The organism is Streptomyces sp. KL116D (assembly GCF_030766975.1).
GTDB classification, from domain to species: Bacteria; Actinomycetota; Actinomycetes; order Streptomycetales; family Streptomycetaceae; genus Streptomyces; species Streptomyces longispororuber_A.
This window is the reverse complement of sequence record NZ_JASERH010000086.1, coordinates 1-16,038: the sequence shown is the minus strand read 5'-3', so window position 1 is coordinate 16,038 and position 16,038 is coordinate 1. Positions and strand designations below refer to the sequence as shown.

Sequence of the window (16,038 nt, the reverse complement as noted above, 5' to 3'; positions counted from 1 at the left end):
GACGAGACCCGCACCCGGCGAACAAACAGTGGTGGCCACGGCGCGAAGCCGGCTTTCAGGGGCGCGGGGAACTGCGCGAGAAGCCCCACGCAGCCGCACCCGGCGGACAAACAGGTGCGGTCGCGGCGCGTGGGCGTGGCCCGGGTCGGGTGGGCGCTAGAAGCCGGCCGGCTCCGTGTACACGCCCCATTCATCACGCAGCACACCACAGATCTCGCCGAGCGTCGCCTCCGCCCGCACCGCATCCAGCATCGGCCCGATCATGTTGGACCCGTCGCGCGCGGCACCGACCATCGCGTCCAGCGCGCCCCGCACCTTCGCGTCGTCCCGGCCCCCCTTCCGGTCACCCAGGACCCGCACCTGCTCCCGCTCGACCTCGTGGCTGACCCGCAGGATCTCCAGGTCGCCGGTGACGGACCCGTGGTGGACGTTGACCCCGACGACCCGCTTGTCGCCCTTCTCCAGGGACTGCTGGTACTGGAACGCCGACTCCGCGATCTCCCCGGTGAACCAGCCGTCCTCGATGCCGCGCAGGATGCCGGACGTGATCGGCCCGATGGGGTGCTGCCCGTCCGGGTGCGCCCGCAGCCCGCGCTCCTTGATCTGGTCGAAGATCTTCTCGGCGTCCGCCTCGATGCGGTCGGTGAGCTGCTCCACGTACCAGGAACCGCCCAGCGGGTCCGCGACGTTGGCGACGCCGGTCTCCTCCATGAGGACCTGCTGCGTGCGCAGCGCGATCTCCGCCGCCTGCTCGCTCGGCAGGGCGAGGGTCTCGTCGAGGGCGTTCGTGTGCAGGGAGTTGGTGCCGCCGAGCACGGCGGCGAGGGCCTCGACCGCGGTCCGTACGACGTTGTTGTACGGCTGCTGCGCGGTCAGCGAGACGCCCGCGGTCTGCGTGTGGAACCGCAGCCACTGCGCCTTCTCGCTCGTCGCCCCGTACACGTCCCGCATCCAGCGCGCCCAGATGCGCCTGGCCGCGCGGAACTTGGCGATCTCCTCGAAGAAGTCGACGTGCGCGTCGAAGAAGAAGGAGAGGCCGGGCGCGAAGACGTCCACGTCGAGCCCGCGGCTCAACCCCAGCTCCACGTACCCGAATCCGTCGGCCAGCGTGTACGCCAGCTCCTGCGCGGCCGTCGAGCCCGCCTCGCGGATGTGGTAACCGGAGACCGAGAGCGGCTTGTACGCGGGGATGGCGGCGGCGCAGTGCTCCATCAGGTCGCCGATGAGGCGCAGGTGCGGCTCGGGCTGGAAGAGCCACTCCTTCTGCGCGATGTACTCCTTGAAGATGTCGGTCTGGAGCGTGCCGTTCAGGACGCCGGGGTCGACGCCCTGGCGCTCCGCCGCGACGAGGTACATGCAGAAGACGGGGACCGCCGGACCGCTGATCGTCATCGACGTCGTGACGTCGCCGAGCGGGATGTCCTTGAACAGGACCTCCATGTCGGCCGCCGAGTCGATCGCGACACCGCAGTGGCCGACCTCGCCGAGCGCGCGCGGGTCGTCCGAGTCGCGGCCCATCAGCGTCGGCATGTCGAAGGCGACGGAGAGCCCGCCGCCGCCGTTCGCCAGGATCATCTTGTAGCGCTCGTTCGTCTGCTCGGCGTTGCCGAACCCGGCGAACTGGCGGATGGTCCAGGTCCGGCCCCGGTACCCGGTCGGGTACAGACCGCGGGTGAACGGGTACTCGCCGGGCCAGCCGATCCGCTCGAAGCCTTCGTACGTGTCCCCGGGCCGCGGCCCGTAGGCGGGGTCGACCGGATCTCCGGAGAGCGTGGTGAAGTCCGCGTCACGCTTGCGGGCCTTGTCGTAACGGGCCTGCCAGCGTCGGCGGCCTTCCTCGATCGCGTCAGCGTCCATACCCTCGAATTTACTAGGACGTCCTAGTAAAAGTCGATGGCCCAAGGCGAAGGATCACCCCTGGGGGCCGTCCTCAGGCCCGCAGCGCCGCCAGATGCGCGCCGCGCACGTCCGCCGTCTGCCCCTGCACCAGGAGGAACAGGCCCTCGCGGGCGAGCCGCTGCGCGGGCGCGGAGAGGCCGAGCGCGCGGCCGCCGCCGGCCACGACCGCGGCCGTGGCCGCCGCCCGCATGAGGTCGTACGCGCGCGTCTTCACGGCGAGCCGGTCCGTCAGGCACTCCCCCGCCGGCACCTCGTCGACGAGGGCGTACGCGGCGCGGCGCACGGCGTCGAGGCGTGCGCGCAGAACGCCCGCGGTCTCCTCCGCCCCGTCGTCGCCCGACGCGTCGAGCAGGTCGAGGGCGGCCCGGGTGACGCCGAGGACGGCGGGGTTGGTGTTGGTGTTCTTGGGGCGGTCGGCCCGCGCCCACTCCTCGTACGGCTGCCGGATCACGACGGCGTCGGCCGGGACCGTGAGCCCGTCGAGGGTCAGGCCGACCGTGCGGGTGCCGGTGAGCGCGGCCATCCGGAGCGGCCGCGTGGGGGTGAGTCCTGGCTGTGCGCGCGGTTCGGCGACCGCGAAGACGACCTCGCCGCCGTCCGTGGCACCGCCGAGCAGGAACACGTCGTTCAGGCCCCAGCCGGTGTACCAGGGCACGCGCCCGTCGAAGCGCAGACCGCCGCCGGGCAGCGGGGTCGCGCGCACCGGCAGCTCCGGGAAGGCACGCAGGTGCGAGAAGGCGACACCGGCCAGGGCCGTGCCTTCGGAGAGCGGGCGCAGCCGGCGCTCGCGAGCCGCGTGCGCGCCGTCGGCGAGGAGGCGTACGGGGGTGTGGTGCTGCGCCTGCACGAAGAACGTGGAGCAGCACGCACCCGCGAGGATCTCGGCGACCTCCCGGCCGACCGCGGCCGGCGCGTCCCAGCCCCCGTACGCGGCGGGCGCGTTGACGCCGAGTACGCCGGACGCCTTCACGGCGTCGATCGCCGCGCGGGTGACGCCGTCGCGGTCGTGCGCCTCGGCGGCAGGCGCAAGCACCCCCTCGGCGAGCCGGTGGGCGGCGTCGACGAGGGGGTGTCGCACGGCGTTCGGATCAGGCCTTGGCGAGGTTCGCGCCGTCGTCGGCGACCTTGGCCTCCAGCTCCGCGGAGACCTTGCGCTCCACGAAGAAGGCGGCGGTCGGGATGGTGCCCGCGATCAGCACCCACAGCTGCTTGCCGACCGGCCACTTCGCCTTGGAGCCCAGGTCGAAGGCGAAGACCAGGTAGACGACGTACAGCCAGCCGTGCGCGATCGCGACGACCTGCGTCACGTCAGCGGCGCCGTCCATCTTGAACGCGTACTTGGCGATCATGCCGAGGCACAGGAACACCAGGAGCACACCGGTTACGTAGGCCATGACGCGGTAGCGGGTCAGCACGCTCTTCTTCATGGGTCGAGCGTAACCGCCCGTTTTGCTCGATCTTGAAGCGGGCCCGGTGGCCCTCGTCACTCGTCGTCGAAGTCGCTCGCCGCCACCCGCAGCGGGCGCAGCATCGCGAAGATCTCGCCGCACTCGTCCGCGTCGTACACCCCGAGGCCGAAGTCCATCGCCATGAGGTCACGGGTGGCGGCCTCGACGACCTCGCGGCCCTTGTCGGTGATGGTGGCGAGCGTGCCGCGGCCGTCGTTCGGGTTGGGGCGCTTGTCGACGAGGCCGGACCTGACCAGCCGGTCCACCGTGTTCGTCACGGACGTCGGGTGGACCATGAGGCGCTCGCCGATCTTCGACATCGGCAGCTCGCCCTCCTTGGAGAAGGTGAGCAGGACCAGGGCCTCGTAGCGCGCGAAGGTCAGCCCGTACGGCTTGACGACCGCGTCGACCTCGCCGAGCAGGATCTGGTGCGCGCGCATGATCGAGGTGATCGCGGCCATGGACGGCACGGACCCCCAGCGCTGCTTCCAGAGTTCGTCGGCGCGGGCGATCGGATCGAAGGCAAGACTGAGCGGCTTCGGCACGTCCCCGACCTTACCGGCCGGTCATATGGTGGTCAGCCCCGTCTCGCCCTTTGGCCGATCGTCGCACCGCCCCACCGGTGCGGTGCGACGGCAATCCCCGGGACCGATGGTCCCTTATGCAACGATTGCCGGAATTGCCCGCGCTCCGAACCAGGGGGCAGGATGCCCGTCCCGTCCGTCCGCACACCGGCCCGCACCACCCGCGCCCTCGCGTTCGCGGCCGCCGCACTCCTCCTGTCCGCCCTCGCCACCGGCTGCTCCGACGACACCGGCGGCGGCCGCGACTCCGCCGCCGAACCCGCCGGCCAGACCGCCCCCACCGGCTCCGCCGACTCCTCCCCCTTCTGGGTCGACCCCGCGTCGGACGCCGCCGTCCAGGCCGACCGGTGGCAACGGCAGGGCCGCGCCTCGGACGCCGCCGTGATCCGCCGCATCGCCCAGCACCCGCAGGCGATGTGGGCGCCCGGCGACTTCCCCCGGCCCGCGATCGCCGCGGCCGGCGCGCAGGCGAAAAAGACGGACAAGACGCTGGTCCTGGTCGCGTACAACATTCCGCACCGGGACTGCGGGCAGCACTCCGCGGGCGGGGCGCACACCCCGGACTTCTACTACCAGTGGATCGACGCGTTCGCGGCGGGCATCGGCGACGCGAAGGCGGTCGTCGTCCTGGAGCCCGACGCGCTCGGGCACATCGTCGACGGCTGCACCCCGGCCGAGTACCAGGAGCAGCGCTACGAGCTGATGTCGGCGGCGATCGACCGGCTGAAGAAGCAGCCGAACACCAAGGTGTACGTCGACGCGGGCAACCCGGCGTGGATCCCGGACGCCGCCAAGCTCGTCGAACCGCTGCAGCGGGCCGGCGTCGCCCGGGCCGACGGGTTCTCCCTGAACGTCTCCAACTTCCAGACGGACCAGGCGAGCCGGACGTACGGCCGCCGGCTGTCGGAGCTGCTCGGCGGCACGCACTTCGTGGTGGACACCAGCCGCAACGGCGTCGGCCCGTACGCCGACGGCGGCGCGGACGCCTGGTGCAACCCGCCGGGCCGCGCCCTCGGCTCCGCGCCGACCACCGAGACGGGCGACCCGCTGATCGACGCGTACCTCTGGGTCAAGCGGCCCGGCGAGTCGGACGGCACCTGCCGGGGCGGACCCGGAGCGGGCACCTGGTGGGCGGAGTACGCGCTGGGGCTCGCCCGCAACGCGCAGTCCTGAGGCCCTGGGCGGTATCGCCCGGTCCCGTCCGGTCCCGTCCGGCCCCGCCCGGTCCCGGCCTACTTCACCTGGACCCACTTGGCCTGGGACGAGACGCCGTCCGCGTCCGTCACGAACAGCATGTACCAGCCGGGCGGGACCAGCGCCGTGTCCGTCGGGACGTCCACGGTCACCTCGCCGTTCCCCTTCTTCAGGCCAAGGTCGATCGACCGCTGCTCCACGTCCGTCGTGTGCGTCACGGCGGACGGGCGCATCAGGCGCGCCTTGACGATCCGGTCGGCCTGGGCCGTCCGGTACGTGGCCCGGTGGTCGTCCGGCAGGGTCTCGGGACCCTCGCCGATGACCGGGCGCTTGTCGCCGCCCCGGTGCAGGGCGGGCGGCGTGAAGATCTCCATGCGCTGCTCGAAGTGGCCGAGCTTGGTGTTCTGCTCGTTGTCGAAGAGCGGGTCGGAGCCGAAGGTGGCCACGCGGCCGTCGGGCAGCAGCAGCGCCTCGGAGTGGTAGTTGCGGCCGACCCGGGGGGACGCCGCCTCGTGGAAGGCGTTGTCCTTGGGGTCGTAGAACTGCGCCTTGAGGATGTTGCTGGCGCTGCGGCCGCGGTAGTCCGAGGAGCCGTTCGACGTGAAGACGGAGTCGTCCGGCATGATCACGCTGTTCAGGTAGCGGGTGCCCTGCGGCAGCCGGGGACCGGTCTTGAAGGACGGGTTGTCCTCCTTGAGGTCGATGACCGCGGTGCGCGACGTGGCCTTCTCGGACTCGCCGACCCCGCCGCCGCCCATGATCATGACCTTCTGGTCCTGGGCCGGCGGCAGCAGCAGGGACGCCGACGTCTCCGTCTGGTCCATGTCGGCGAGGCCCGGCACCTTCTGGAACTTGTTGGTCTTCAGGTCCCACAGGCCCGGCTCGCGGCCCTTGTCGGCGGGCCCGTACCCGGCGTTGGACGCCGGGTAGAAGAGCTTGCCGCCCTTGGTGAGGAAGAGGGCGGGATACGTGGGGAAGTAGCGCTTGGGCCCCATCGTCCACTTCTTGGTCTTCGGGTCGTAGATCTCGTTGTCGCCGGGGTCGATGACGCCGACGTCGTCGAGCCCGGAGACCGCGAGGACCTTGCCGTCCTCCAGACCGACGAGCGTCGGGTACCAGCGGGCCTTCTCCATCGGGTCGACCGGCACGTACTTCTCGGCGACGGGATCGAACTCGTAGGCCGCCTTGATCCCCTGGAAGTCCTGCTTGTCCATGGTGATCTTCTCGGAGAGCCCGTACGTGTTGTCCGCGTCGTCGCCCTTGAGGCCCTCGATCTCGTACTGGGCCTGCTTGTCGGTGACGAACTGCTTGCCGCCCGTCGCCGCCTCGACGAAGACGCGGGCCTCGCTGGCCTTGATCTTCGTCTTCCACGGCTGCATGACGCCGGCCCGGTTGTACGTGATGTCGAAGCTGCGCTTGGCCTTGGGCACGGTGACGTCGAACTTCGACACGTACTCGACGCCCGACGGCGAGCGGAACTTCGTCCCCTTCTTCAGGACGATCGGCTTGTCGGGGTTCTCGTTCTTGACCCGCATGCCGCCGCCGGCCTTCTTCACCTCGCCGTCGAGCAGCTCGTAGCGGGCGGTGCCGCCCGCCACCAGGAGCCGTCCGTCGGGGAGCTGGGCGTGGCCCGAGCAGAAGAAGTCCACGGGCGTGGCGATCTTCTTGAACGTGTTCGCCGTCGGGTCCCACAGGATGGTGTCGAAGGACCCGGCGTCGAACTTCTTCTGCTCGTTGCCCGAGCCCGCGACGATCAGCACCTTGCCGGTGTGCAGCAGGGCCGCGTGGATGGCGTTGGTGCGGAACTCCTTCGGGATGTCGACCGACGACCACGAGCCGTACGTGGCCTTGTAGCCGGGCTGGGCGATCTTCCAGTCGTAGTACTGCTCGGACGCGAAGTTCCAGGCGGCCGGGGCGTTGAGACCGACGAGGAGGGCGATGCCGCCCGCTCCCAGGACCGTCTTCTTCATGCGTTTGGAAGGGCTGTACGCCTTGAACGCCATGGATCAGTTCCCTCCTGTGCTCGTCGTGCTGGAGACCCGGGTGGGGGCGGGCGGCGCGGGGGCCACGGCCCGGGCCTGGGCCGGTCCGGCCTGGGCGGCGCGGGCGGCGCGGCGCTGGGTGACGGCCCACACGGCGACCGGGGCGAGCGCGATGCACAGGGCGAGCACCGCCCAGGTGCGCATGGCGACGTGGGTGTGGACGAGGACGACGGACGCCGCGAGGGACGCGGCGAGCACGGCCGCCCAGAAGAGGTGGATGCGGAAGGTCAGCAGCCGGTCGGGGCTGGCGTCGCCGCCCTTGGGGGTGACCACGAAGCGGCTGGGGCGGCGCAGCAGGGCCGCGCCGAACGACTTCAGGTAGATGGGCGCGGAGATCGCCGACATCGCCATCCCGGCCAGGCCGCCGGACCCCTCCGGCTCGTGCGGCGACACGTTGTGCCGCCGGTTCCAGAGGTAGAGGCCGATCTGCAGGGCGGCGGCGTCGGAGTACAGCATCAGCCAGACGGACGCGGAGACCTCGGTGCCGGACGCGCCGAACCACAGGAACAGCACGCAACTCAGCACGCCGAGGAACCAGTTGACGGCCGTCATCGGGTAGTAGAAGAGCATCATCGAGTACGAGAACAGCCGGCCGGGCGGCATGCTGAACGGCGCCTTCCAGTACTGCTTGAACAGCGTCTCGTACGTGCCGCGCGACCACCGCATCTGCTGCGTGAAGAAGTCGGTCCAGGACGCCGGGCCCTCGCCGACCGCGAGCACGTCCGGCGTGTACACGGAGCGCCAGTTGTGGCCGGTGGCCGGGTTCTTGTGGCGGTGGATCTCGAAGCCGGTCGCCATGTCCTCGGTGATCGAGTCGACGAGGCCGCCGATCTGCTTCAGGGCGGAGATCCGTACGACGTTGTTGGTGCCGACGAACATCGGGGCCCGGTAGCGGTTGCCGGCCCGCTGGATCAGCGCGTGGAAGAGGAACTGCTGGGACTCGGCGGCCTTGGTGACCGGCGCCGTGTAGTTGCCGTAGACCTGCGGGCCGACGACGAAGGCGATGTCGGGGTCGCGGAAGTACCCCATCATCCGCTCCAGGAACTCGGGGAGCGGCACGTGGTCGGTGTCGACGGACGCGAAGAAGTCGTAGTCGGCGCCGTGCATCGCGAGCCACGCGTTGTAGTTGCCGTGCTTGGTGCGGGTCTTGTGGGGACCCTTCTTCTGGTTCCACTCCGGGACGCCGCTGCGCGTGAAGTGGCGGACGCCGAGCTCGGCGCAGAGGGCCTTGGCCGCCGCGTCGTCGCCCTCGTCGAGGAGCCAGACGTCGAACGGTCCGTCGTGGGTGATCCGCACGGCCCCTTCGAGGGTGGCGCGCACCATCGCGAGGGGTTCCTTGCCGGGGACGTACGTCGTGAGGAACGCGACCCGGGTGCCCTGCTCGGGGACGACCGGTACGGGGTCCCTGGCGACCAGCGTCGCGTGGGCGATCGAGGTGACGTTGACGAGCATGAAGAGCCCGATGAGACCGATCGAGACGAGCATCACGATGTCGAGCTCGACGAGCCAGCGGTCCCCGCCCTCGCGCTCCACCCAGTGGGTGGGCCAGACGAGATAGGCGAGCAGCACTCCGGTGAGCAGAGGCGCGAGCGTCATCAGCAGGACGGCTCGTATTCGGTGCGGCTCACGGGAGAGGAGCGATATGTACTGCACCCGGTAACTACCGTCGCGGGGCGGCTCGGTGAGCGGCCCGGCGAGTCTGCTGTGGGTGTCGTAGTCGTAGCCCTCAGGCCGCACAGCGCCCTCCAGGTTCTGGTGATCGAGCGTATCGATACCCTCACAAAAGGTGACTTTCGTGGGCGTGTCGAACCAGAAGCGGCGTACGAGTGAGGTATGGGGGAACGCGGGTGAATCTGCGGGCCGGTGGGGGCTGATCGCGCCGTTCCCCGCGCCCCTGAAGGCATGCGCTGCGCGCAGCCTCCATCGGGGAGATGCGGCCCGCAGGGCCTGCATCTCAGGGGCGCGGGGAACGGCGCGAGAAGCCCCACCGGCCCGCAGACCGGGAACCGGCGGAACGAGGCGGACGGAGCCGGAAAGCGCCCGCCCTACGCGGAGAGGTGGCGCTCCACCGTCTCCACCTTCGAGGTCAGACCGTCCGTCACCCCAGGCCGGACATCAGCCTTCAGCACCAGCGAAACCCGAGGCGCCCGCGCCTCCACCGCGGCGACGGCACGCTTGACGACGTCCATGACCTCGTCCCACTCACCCTCGATCGAGGTGAACATCGCGTCGGTGCGGTTGGGCAGACCCGATTCGCGGACGACCCGCACCGCGTCGGCGACGTACTCCCCCACGTCCTCGCCGACCCCGAGCGGCGTCACGGAAAAGGCGACGATCATGCGTTCACGACCCCTTCCTTGCGCGCGCGGGACGCGATCACCGCGTCCTCGGCCTCCCGCTTGAGCTTGCGCTCGGCGAAGAAGCCGCCGGTGGGCAGCACGGACAGGACGAAGTAGAGCGCGGCCGTGCCGATGCCCCACTTCGCGCGGTTCCAGGCGTCCGCCCAGAAGATCACGTAGAGCACGAAGAGCACGCCGTGCACCATGCCCATCACCGGCACCGCGTTGAAGTCGGTGGTCCGCTTCAGGACCGAGCAGACGAGCAGCAGGATGAAGGAGACGGCCTCGGGCGCGGAGACCAGGCGGAGGCGGCGGAGGGCGGAGGCGGTCTTGATGTCCACGGGGCACCTTCGGCAGAAGCGGCGACTAGGGGCGGGCAATGATCTTGTGAATGTACGCACAAGCGTTTGCCCATTGTGGCACCCGTGCCTTCGGACCCTGTCGGCACCCTCCCCCGGGCGGCTACCTTCGACCTCGTGGCAACGTTCCGACTCCAGGGCAGCAAGATGCTGGCCGTCGACATGACGGGCGACAGCGTCAAGGCGAAGAACGGGTCGATGGTCGCGTACGACGGCCGGATGGCGTTCAAGAAGCTGAGCGGGGGTGGCGAGGGGATACGGGGGATGGTGACCCGCCGCATCACGGGCGAGCAGATGACCGTGATGGAGGTGAAGGGTCAGGGGACCTGCTGGTTCGCGGACCGGGCGAGCGAGATCAACCTGGTCGGGCTGACCGGCGACAAGCTGTACGTCGAGGCGAGCAATCTGCTGTGCACGGACGCCGGGCTGCGTACCGGCACGTCGTTCACGGGGATGCGCGGCGCCTCCCAGGGCAACGGCCTGTTCACGACGACCGTGGAGGGCCACGGCCAGGCCGCGATCATGAGCGACGGCCCGGCGGTCGTGCTGCGCGTCAGCCGCGACTACCCGCTGACGGTCGACCCGGGCGCGTACATCGCGCACCAGGGGAACCTGCACCAGTCGTTCCAGTCGGGCGTCACCTTCCGCACGATCATGGGGGAAGGCGGCGGCGAGGCGTTCCAGATCCGGTTCGAGGGCGACGGGCTCGTCTATGTGCAGCCCAGTGAGCGCAACACGATCGCCGGGGACGTGTGACATGACCTTCCGCGAGATCAACTCGAAGATGATCGAGGCGACCGTCGTCCCGGGGCAGCGCCTCTACAGCCAGCGCGGCGCGATGCTCGCGTACCGGGGCGAGGTCTCCTTCACCCCCAACGCGCAGGGCGGGCAAGGGGGGTTGATGTCCATGATCGGGCGGCGGGTCGCGAACGAGGCGACGCCGCTGATGACGGTCGAGGGCAGCGGGACCGTGCTGTTCGGGCACGGCGGCCACCACGTCCAGGTGATCACGCTGTCCGGCGACACCTTGTACGTGGAGGCCGACCGGCTGCTCGCCTTCGACGGGACGCTGCAGCAGGGGACCATGTTCATGGGCGCGCAGGGCGGCGTCATGGGCATGGTGCGCGGCCAGGTGACCGGCCAGGGCCTGTTCACGACGACGCTCAAGGGGCACGGCGGGGTGGCCGTGATGGCGCACGGCGGGGTGATCGAGGTGCCCATCACCCCGAACAACCCGGTGCACGTCGACCCGCAGGCGTACGTCGCGCACCACGGCGACGTGCGCAACAAGCTGTCCACGGCGCTCGGCTGGCGCGACATGGTGGGCCGGGGCAGCGGCGAGGCGTTCCAGCTGGAGCTGAGCGGGAGCGGTGCGGTGTACGTCCAGGCCTCGGAGGAGAAACTGTGACCGGCCCTGTGGTCTTCGACCCCATGACGTTGCCGGTGGACGACAACGTCAACGCGTACACCTTCTGCGTGGAACTCAAGAGCGGTCAGTGGTTCCTGCAGAAGGGCAAGATGATCGCCTACTACGGGCGGATCGACTTCAACGGCATCGGGCACGGCCGGCTCGACCGGCTCGTCCGTACCTCGTTCCACTCCCCGCTGCACGCGAGCGACTGGGTGGTGGCGGAGGGCAGCGGCAAGATGCTGCTCGCCGACCGGGCCTTCGACGTGAACTCGTACGACCTGGATGACGGCAATCTGACCATCCGGGCGGGCAATCTGCTCGCTTTTCAGCCAACTCTCGCGCTCAAGCAGTCGATCGTGCCGGGCTTTCTGACACTCATTGGCACCGGCAAATTCGTCGCGGCTTCAAACGGTCCCGTGGTGTTCATGGAACCGCCTATCCGCGTAGATCCACAGGCCCTCGTCGGCTGGGCTGACTGTCCGTCACCTTGCCACCATTACGACCATGGGTATCTGACGGGCGTGATCGGCGGTCTACGTGCGATGACAGGCATCGGCGGGGTCTCCGGCGAGGAGCACCAGTTCGAGTTCGTGGGCGCCGGGACGGTACTGCTGCAGTCCAGCGAGGCACTGATGCCCGAGGTGGCGACGGGTGACGTACCTCACCAGGCAGGAGTCCCCGGCGGTCAAGGAGGGCCGGGCTCCGGTCAGTCACCGGCACCGCGCCTTCCCGGACAGCTCGGCGACCTCCAGCGTCGCTTCGGGCTGTGAGCGGTAGTCTGCGGAGTGTGACGTCGAACGCGTGACCCCATTGCGTGCTCCGCTGGGCGCCGCAAGGTGGGAGGCGTCACAGCCCCCACATTCGTTCGCCTTTCAACTTCTTAGGTAGAATCGATTCCATGGAGACCGAGACGGCCACCCCGTGGCTGACCGACGAGGAACAGTGCGCCTGGCGCACCCACCTGGAGGTCAACCGGCTGCTGAACTACCAGCTGGAGAAGGACCTCCAGCCGTTCGGCCTGACGATGAACGACTACGAGATCCTGGTGAACCTCTCCGAAGCGGAGGACCACCGGATGCGGATGAGCGACCTGGCTGCGGCGACCCTGCAGTCCAAGAGCCGGCTCTCGCACCAGATCACCCGGATGGAGAACGCGGGCCTCGTCCGCCGCGAGAACTGCGAGTCGGACCGGCGCGGACTGTACACCGTGCTCACCGACTTCGGTTTCGAGACCATGAAGAAGGTCGCCCCGCACCACGTGGCGTCCGTGCGTCAGCACTTCATGGACCTCGTCCCCGCGGAGTCGCTGAGCAGCCTCCGCGAGGCGCTCACACCCATCGCCGAGCACCTGCGTTCGCAGCGCGGCAAACCGTGACCATTGCGAAGACCTGAGCATCCGGAGGACCGCCGACCTCCTCCGTGACGCTCCCTACTGGAGCCTGGGCAGCCCGAGTTCGAACAGGGCCCCGCCCCGCGGCGCGGTGCGCACCGTCAGCGTGCCGCCGTGCCGCTCGGCCACGTCCCGGGCGATGGCGAGCCCCAGACCGGCCCCGCCGCCGTCCCGGGACCGCGCGTCGTCGAGCCGTACGAACCGCTCGAAGACCCGCGCCCGCTCCCCCTCCGGCACGCCGCCACCGTCGTCGGCGACCGCGAGGGTCACCCACCGCCCGTCGGTGCCCACGGTGACGTCCACCGCGGTACGGGCGTGGCGCTGCGCGTTGTCCACCAGATTCCCCAGCACCCTCGCCAACTGGCCGCGGGATCCGGCGACGTGCGCCGGCCCCGGTGCCGTCACGGCCACCGGCACCCGGTCGCCGACGCGCTGCGACAGCTCCTCGCGGACCAGGGCGACCAGGTCGACATCGCCGCCGCCGGGCTGCTCGCCCGCGTCCAGCCGGGCGAGCAGGAGCAGATCGGCGGCGAGCTCCTGCAGCCGCACGGTGTCCTCGACGGCGCCGTCCACATCGAGCAACTCCGGGTGGGCGGCGCCGACTTCGAGCTGCGTGCGCAGACTGGCGATCGGGCTGCGCAGCTCGTGCGAGGCGTCCGCGACGAACCGCCGCTGACGGTCCACCGAGTCCTCCAGGGCCGCGAGCGTCTCGTTCGTGGTCCGGGCCAGCCGGGCGACCTCGTCATGTGTGTCCGGCTCGGGCACCCGGCGGCCCAGGTCCTGGGAGGCGGTGATGGCGGCCATCTCGGTACGGATGCCCTCCACCGGCCGCAGCGCGCGCCGGGTCACCAGCCAGGTGACGCCGCCGACGACCACGAGCAGCACCGGGAAGCCGATCAGCATCGACGTCAACGCCGTGGACACGGCGCTCTGTTCGGCCGCCAGCGGGGCGCCCGCGTACACGGTCAGCGTGCCGTACGCGGTGTCCTCGACCTCGACCGCGGCGAACCGGTAGTCGGCGCTGTCACCGTCGACGGTGGCGGTGCCGTCGGCGTACTCCGTCGTGTCCGAGACCTTGCCACGGCCGCCGTCGTCGTCACCCGCGTCGTCATCGTCCTCGCCGCGGCCGCCGTGGTCGTCGTCGGTGACGGCGGCCTCGGGGCGTACGGCGCCCGTGCCGGTGCCGGTGATCCCCTCCAGGTCGTCGGACGCGGCCACCAGCCGTCCGTCCTCGTCGACGACCTGCACCGGCCGGTCGTCGCTGTCCAGGTCGAGGGCGTCCGGCGCGGTGCCGGTGGCCAGCTGGGTGGCGACCTTGCGCGCACCGGAGTCGGCGGCGCTGCCCGCCTGTCCGGTGAGGTTGGAGCGCAGCGCGAGCAGCACGGCCGTGCCGGCCGCGACCAGGGCGACCGCGACGACGAGGGTCGCGGCGAGGGCGGCGCGGGAGCGTACGGAGCCGAAGACCCGTCTCATCGCGGGACCTCCAGGCGGTAGCCGGCGCCGCGCACGGTCCTGATCAGGGAGGCGCCGAGCTTGCGGCGCAGCGCGCTGACGTACACCTCGACGATGTTCGGGTCGCCCTCGTAGGCGAAGTCCCACACGTGCTCCAGGATGTCGCCCTTCGACACGACCTCCCCGGCCCGCACGACGAGCTGCTCCAGGACCGAGAACTCCTTCGCCGTCAGGGCGACCTCACCGTCGTCGGCGTGCGTGACCCGGCGGGCGGCGGTGTCCACCGCGTACGGCCCGACCGTGTGCACCGGGGACGCGCTGCCCGCGCTCCCCCGGCGCCGCAGCAGCGCCTTCACGCGCGCGACGAGCACCACGTACGAGAACGGCTTCGTCAGGTAGTCGTCCGCGCCGGTGTCCAGCCCCTCCGCCTCGTCGTACTCGCCGTCCTTCGCGGTCAGCATCAGGATCGGCACGTCGTGGCCCGCGGCGCGCAGGGCGGCGCACACCCGGTAGCCGTTCATGCCGGGCAGCATGATGTCGAGGACGACCAGGTCGTACGCCCCCTCGCTCGCGCGGTGCAGCCCCTCCGAGCCGTCGTGGACCACGTCCACGGCGTAGCCCTCGGCGGTGAGCCCCTTGGCGAGCGACAGGGCGAGCCGCTTTTCGTCCTCGACAATCAGCAAGCGCATGCGGCCAGGGTGGCAGGTCGAACCTGAAGCCTTCTTCAGGCTCCTTCAGCGGGGCTTCAGGATCACTCGGGCAGGTTGGTTCCCGTCGGACACGAACTCCGCAGAACGACAGGGAGACCCTCATGAAGCGCCGTACGACCGTCATCTCCGCCATCGCCGCCGTCGCCCTGCTGGGCGCGGGCACCGCCACCGCGGTGGCCGTCTCGGACGACGACCAGCCGTCGAGGTCGACCGTGCGGGTCACCGACGACGGTGTCGGCGACGCCCGGGAGAACGCGAACGAGGCGAAGGGCGCGAAGATCAAGGCCGAGGACGCGATCGCCGCCGCCCTGAAGCACACGTCGGGCGTCGCGGCCGGCGCCGACCTCGACTCCGACGACGGCCGCCTCGTCTGGGACGTCGACGTCATCGGCTCCGGCAGCACCTGGCATCACGTCGAGGTCGACCCCGGTACGGGCAAGGTCCTCGGGTCGCACGTCGAGAAGGCCGACGACGATGACGACGGCGACGACGCGGCCGAGGCGGCGCGGGTCGCCGACGCGCTCAAGAACGCGTCGACGTCCGCCGCGGACGCCGCCCGGGCCGGTGCCGCCAAGGGCACGGTGACCTCCGTGGACGCGGACGACGACGGGGCGGTCCGGGTCTGGGAGGTCGAGACGACCTCGGCGGACGGGACGCAGCGTGACTGGCACGTGGACCTCCGGTCGGGTGCGGTGACCGTGGACCGGTCGTCGTCCTCGGACTCGGACTCGGACGACGACTGACGGTTGCCCCGCACCGGGGTGCGGTCTCGGGGCTCCGCCCCCGACCCCGCTCCTCAATCGCCGGAGGGGCTCAAAGTGCGGGTGCGGTCTCGGGGCACCGCCCCCGACCCCGCTCCTCAATCGCCGGAGGGGCTTGAAGTGGCGGAGCTGCTTGGTCGGCTGGCCCTTGGGCCGGCTGCCGCCGGTGATCCGCCGCCCTTCGGGAGCAGTGCCGTCGCCAGCGGGGCCAGGGCCGCTGCCGCGAAGCAGAGCGGTAGCGGGGCGTGGCCCACCAGGAGGCCCACTCCTGCCGTGCCCGCCGAACTGCCCGCGTTCAGGGACGTGTTGACCCATGCCCCGGCCTGCGTACGGAAACCGTCGTCCACCGACTCGTCCGCGATCAGGTACGCCGTGGTCAGGGCCGGCGCGACGAAGAGGCCCACGCACGCCGCCGCCAGGGCCAGCGCGGGCAGCCCGGGCGCGAGCGC

At 70.7% G+C, this 16,038-nt stretch carries 16 protein-coding genes and 1 pseudogene; 6 read left to right on the top strand and 11 right to left on the bottom strand.

The window, feature by feature from the left end:
• Positions 1-156: 156 nt before the first annotated feature.
• The 4 genes from RBJ77_RS34955 to RBJ77_RS34940 form a co-directional block, all read right to left on the bottom strand.
• Positions 157-1,857, bottom strand: coding sequence for a methylmalonyl-CoA mutase (locus RBJ77_RS34955; protein ID WP_372348668.1), 1,701 nt, complete (start codon positions 1,855-1,857; stop codon positions 157-159).
• Between the two features lie 73 nt (positions 1,858-1,930).
• Complete coding sequence (locus RBJ77_RS34950; RefSeq protein ID WP_372348667.1) at positions 1,931-2,977, bottom strand: acyl-CoA dehydrogenase family protein; 1,047 nt, start codon at positions 2,975-2,977, stop codon at positions 1,931-1,933.
• A 10-nt stretch (positions 2,978-2,987) separates the two neighbouring features.
• Positions 2,988-3,326 carry a DUF3817 domain-containing protein gene (locus tag RBJ77_RS34945; protein WP_372348666.1) on the bottom strand — a complete coding sequence of 113 codons (339 nt, stop codon included), beginning with the start codon at positions 3,324-3,326 and terminating at the stop codon, positions 2,988-2,990.
• Between the two features lie 56 nt (positions 3,327-3,382).
• Positions 3,383-3,892: a MarR family transcriptional regulator gene (locus RBJ77_RS34940; RefSeq protein ID WP_255973661.1), complete on the bottom strand. Its 510-nt coding sequence runs from the start codon at positions 3,890-3,892 to the stop codon at positions 3,383-3,385.
• Between the two features lie 162 nt (positions 3,893-4,054).
• On the opposite strand from RBJ77_RS34940, the gene RBJ77_RS34935 reads away from it, so the two are divergent.
• Positions 4,055-5,104 carry a glycoside hydrolase family 6 protein gene (locus tag RBJ77_RS34935; RefSeq protein ID WP_372348665.1) on the top strand — a complete coding sequence of 350 codons (1,050 nt, stop codon included), beginning with the start codon at positions 4,055-4,057 and terminating at the stop codon, positions 5,102-5,104.
• Between the two features lie 59 nt (positions 5,105-5,163).
• Here the strand turns inward: RBJ77_RS34935 and RBJ77_RS34930 are convergent, their stop codons facing one another.
• The 4 genes from RBJ77_RS34930 to RBJ77_RS34915 form a co-directional block, all read right to left on the bottom strand.
• On the bottom strand, positions 5,164-7,128 hold the full coding sequence (locus RBJ77_RS34930) for a galactose oxidase-like domain-containing protein (protein ID WP_372348664.1): 1,965 nt from the start codon (positions 7,126-7,128) through the stop codon (positions 5,164-5,166).
• 3 nt (positions 7,129-7,131) lie between these two features.
• Entirely contained in the window at positions 7,132-8,904 is a 1,773-nt protein-coding gene (locus RBJ77_RS34925; RefSeq protein ID WP_372348663.1) for a glycosyltransferase family 2 protein, read from the bottom strand.
• Positions 8,905-9,212: 308 nt separating this feature from the next.
• Entirely contained in the window at positions 9,213-9,506 is a 294-nt protein-coding gene (locus RBJ77_RS34920) for an MTH1187 family thiamine-binding protein (RefSeq protein ID WP_190090896.1), read from the bottom strand.
• Positions 9,503-9,847 carry a DUF3817 domain-containing protein gene (locus RBJ77_RS34915; RefSeq protein ID WP_255973652.1) on the bottom strand — a complete coding sequence of 115 codons (345 nt, stop codon included), beginning with the start codon at positions 9,845-9,847 and terminating at the stop codon, positions 9,503-9,505. Before RBJ77_RS34915 ends, RBJ77_RS34920 begins: the two co-directional genes overlap by 4 nt.
• A 135-nt stretch (positions 9,848-9,982) precedes the next feature.
• Between RBJ77_RS34915 and RBJ77_RS34910 the strand changes: the two genes are divergently transcribed.
• From RBJ77_RS34910 to RBJ77_RS34895, 4 genes are all read left to right on the top strand, one after another.
• Positions 9,983-10,621, top strand: a complete 639-nt coding sequence (locus tag RBJ77_RS34910; RefSeq protein WP_255973650.1) for an AIM24 family protein — start codon at positions 9,983-9,985, stop codon at positions 10,619-10,621.
• Position 10,622: 1 nt separating this feature from the next.
• The gene (locus tag RBJ77_RS34905) at positions 10,623-11,273 is read left to right on the top strand and encodes an AIM24 family protein (RefSeq protein ID WP_372348662.1); all 651 of its coding nucleotides are present in this window, start codon (positions 10,623-10,625) and stop codon (positions 11,271-11,273) included.
• 23 nt (positions 11,274-11,296) lie between these two features.
• Positions 11,297-12,046, top strand: coding sequence for an AIM24 family protein (locus tag RBJ77_RS34900; protein ID WP_255973683.1), 750 nt, complete (start codon positions 11,297-11,299; stop codon positions 12,044-12,046).
• Positions 12,047-12,174: 128 nt separating this feature from the next.
• A complete protein-coding gene (locus tag RBJ77_RS34895; protein WP_255973646.1) occupies positions 12,175-12,651 on the top strand; it encodes a MarR family winged helix-turn-helix transcriptional regulator in 477 nt (158 codons plus the stop codon).
• 54 nt (positions 12,652-12,705) lie between these two features.
• Here the strand turns inward: RBJ77_RS34895 and RBJ77_RS34890 are convergent, their stop codons facing one another.
• The gene (locus RBJ77_RS34890; RefSeq protein WP_372348661.1) at positions 12,706-14,139 is read right to left on the bottom strand and encodes an ATP-binding protein; all 1,434 of its coding nucleotides are present in this window, start codon (positions 14,137-14,139) and stop codon (positions 12,706-12,708) included.
• Positions 14,136-14,807, bottom strand: a complete 672-nt coding sequence (locus RBJ77_RS34885; protein WP_255973642.1) for a response regulator transcription factor — start codon at positions 14,805-14,807, stop codon at positions 14,136-14,138. The genes RBJ77_RS34890 and RBJ77_RS34885 overlap by 4 nt, the downstream gene beginning before the upstream one ends.
• A 122-nt stretch (positions 14,808-14,929) precedes the next feature.
• Here RBJ77_RS34885 and RBJ77_RS34880 point away from each other — a divergent pair, with 122 nt between their 5' ends.
• Positions 14,930-15,571 carry a PepSY domain-containing protein gene (locus RBJ77_RS34880; protein ID WP_372348660.1) on the top strand — a complete coding sequence of 214 codons (642 nt, stop codon included), beginning with the start codon at positions 14,930-14,932 and terminating at the stop codon, positions 15,569-15,571.
• A 116-nt stretch (positions 15,572-15,687) separates the two neighbouring features.
• On the opposite strand, the pseudogene RBJ77_RS34875 reads toward RBJ77_RS34880, so the two are convergent.
• A pseudogene (locus RBJ77_RS34875) lies at positions 15,688-16,038 on the bottom strand (MFS transporter); the annotation flags it as partial.

Excerpts from the sequence above, each read along its gene's own strand:
- RBJ77_RS34890 (WP_372348661.1), bottom strand. The coding sequence starts at position 14,139 with ATGAGACGGGTCTTCGGCTCCGTACGCTCCCGCGCCGCCCTCGCCGCG.
- RBJ77_RS34900 (WP_255973683.1), top strand. The coding sequence starts at position 11,297 with ATGACGTTGCCGGTGGACGACAACGTCAACGCGTACACCTTCTGCGTG.
- RBJ77_RS34945 (WP_372348666.1), bottom strand. The coding sequence starts at position 3,326 with ATGAAGAAGAGCGTGCTGACCCGCTACCGCGTCATGGCCTACGTAACC.
- RBJ77_RS34905 (WP_372348662.1), top strand. The coding sequence starts at position 10,623 with ATGACCTTCCGCGAGATCAACTCGAAGATGATCGAGGCGACCGTCGTC.
- RBJ77_RS34920 (WP_190090896.1), bottom strand. The coding sequence starts at position 9,506 with ATGATCGTCGCCTTTTCCGTGACGCCGCTCGGGGTCGGCGAGGACGTG.
- RBJ77_RS34895 (WP_255973646.1), top strand. The coding sequence starts at position 12,175 with ATGGAGACCGAGACGGCCACCCCGTGGCTGACCGACGAGGAACAGTGC.
- RBJ77_RS34930 (WP_372348664.1), bottom strand. The coding sequence starts at position 7,128 with ATGGCGTTCAAGGCGTACAGCCCTTCCAAACGCATGAAGAAGACGGTC.
- RBJ77_RS34935 (WP_372348665.1), top strand. The coding sequence starts at position 4,055 with ATGCCCGTCCCGTCCGTCCGCACACCGGCCCGCACCACCCGCGCCCTC.
- RBJ77_RS34880 (WP_372348660.1), top strand. The coding sequence starts at position 14,930 with ATGAAGCGCCGTACGACCGTCATCTCCGCCATCGCCGCCGTCGCCCTG.
- RBJ77_RS34955 (WP_372348668.1), bottom strand. The coding sequence starts at position 1,857 with ATGGACGCTGACGCGATCGAGGAAGGCCGCCGACGCTGGCAGGCCCGT.
- RBJ77_RS34885 (WP_255973642.1), bottom strand. The coding sequence starts at position 14,807 with ATGCGCTTGCTGATTGTCGAGGACGAAAAGCGGCTCGCCCTGTCGCTC.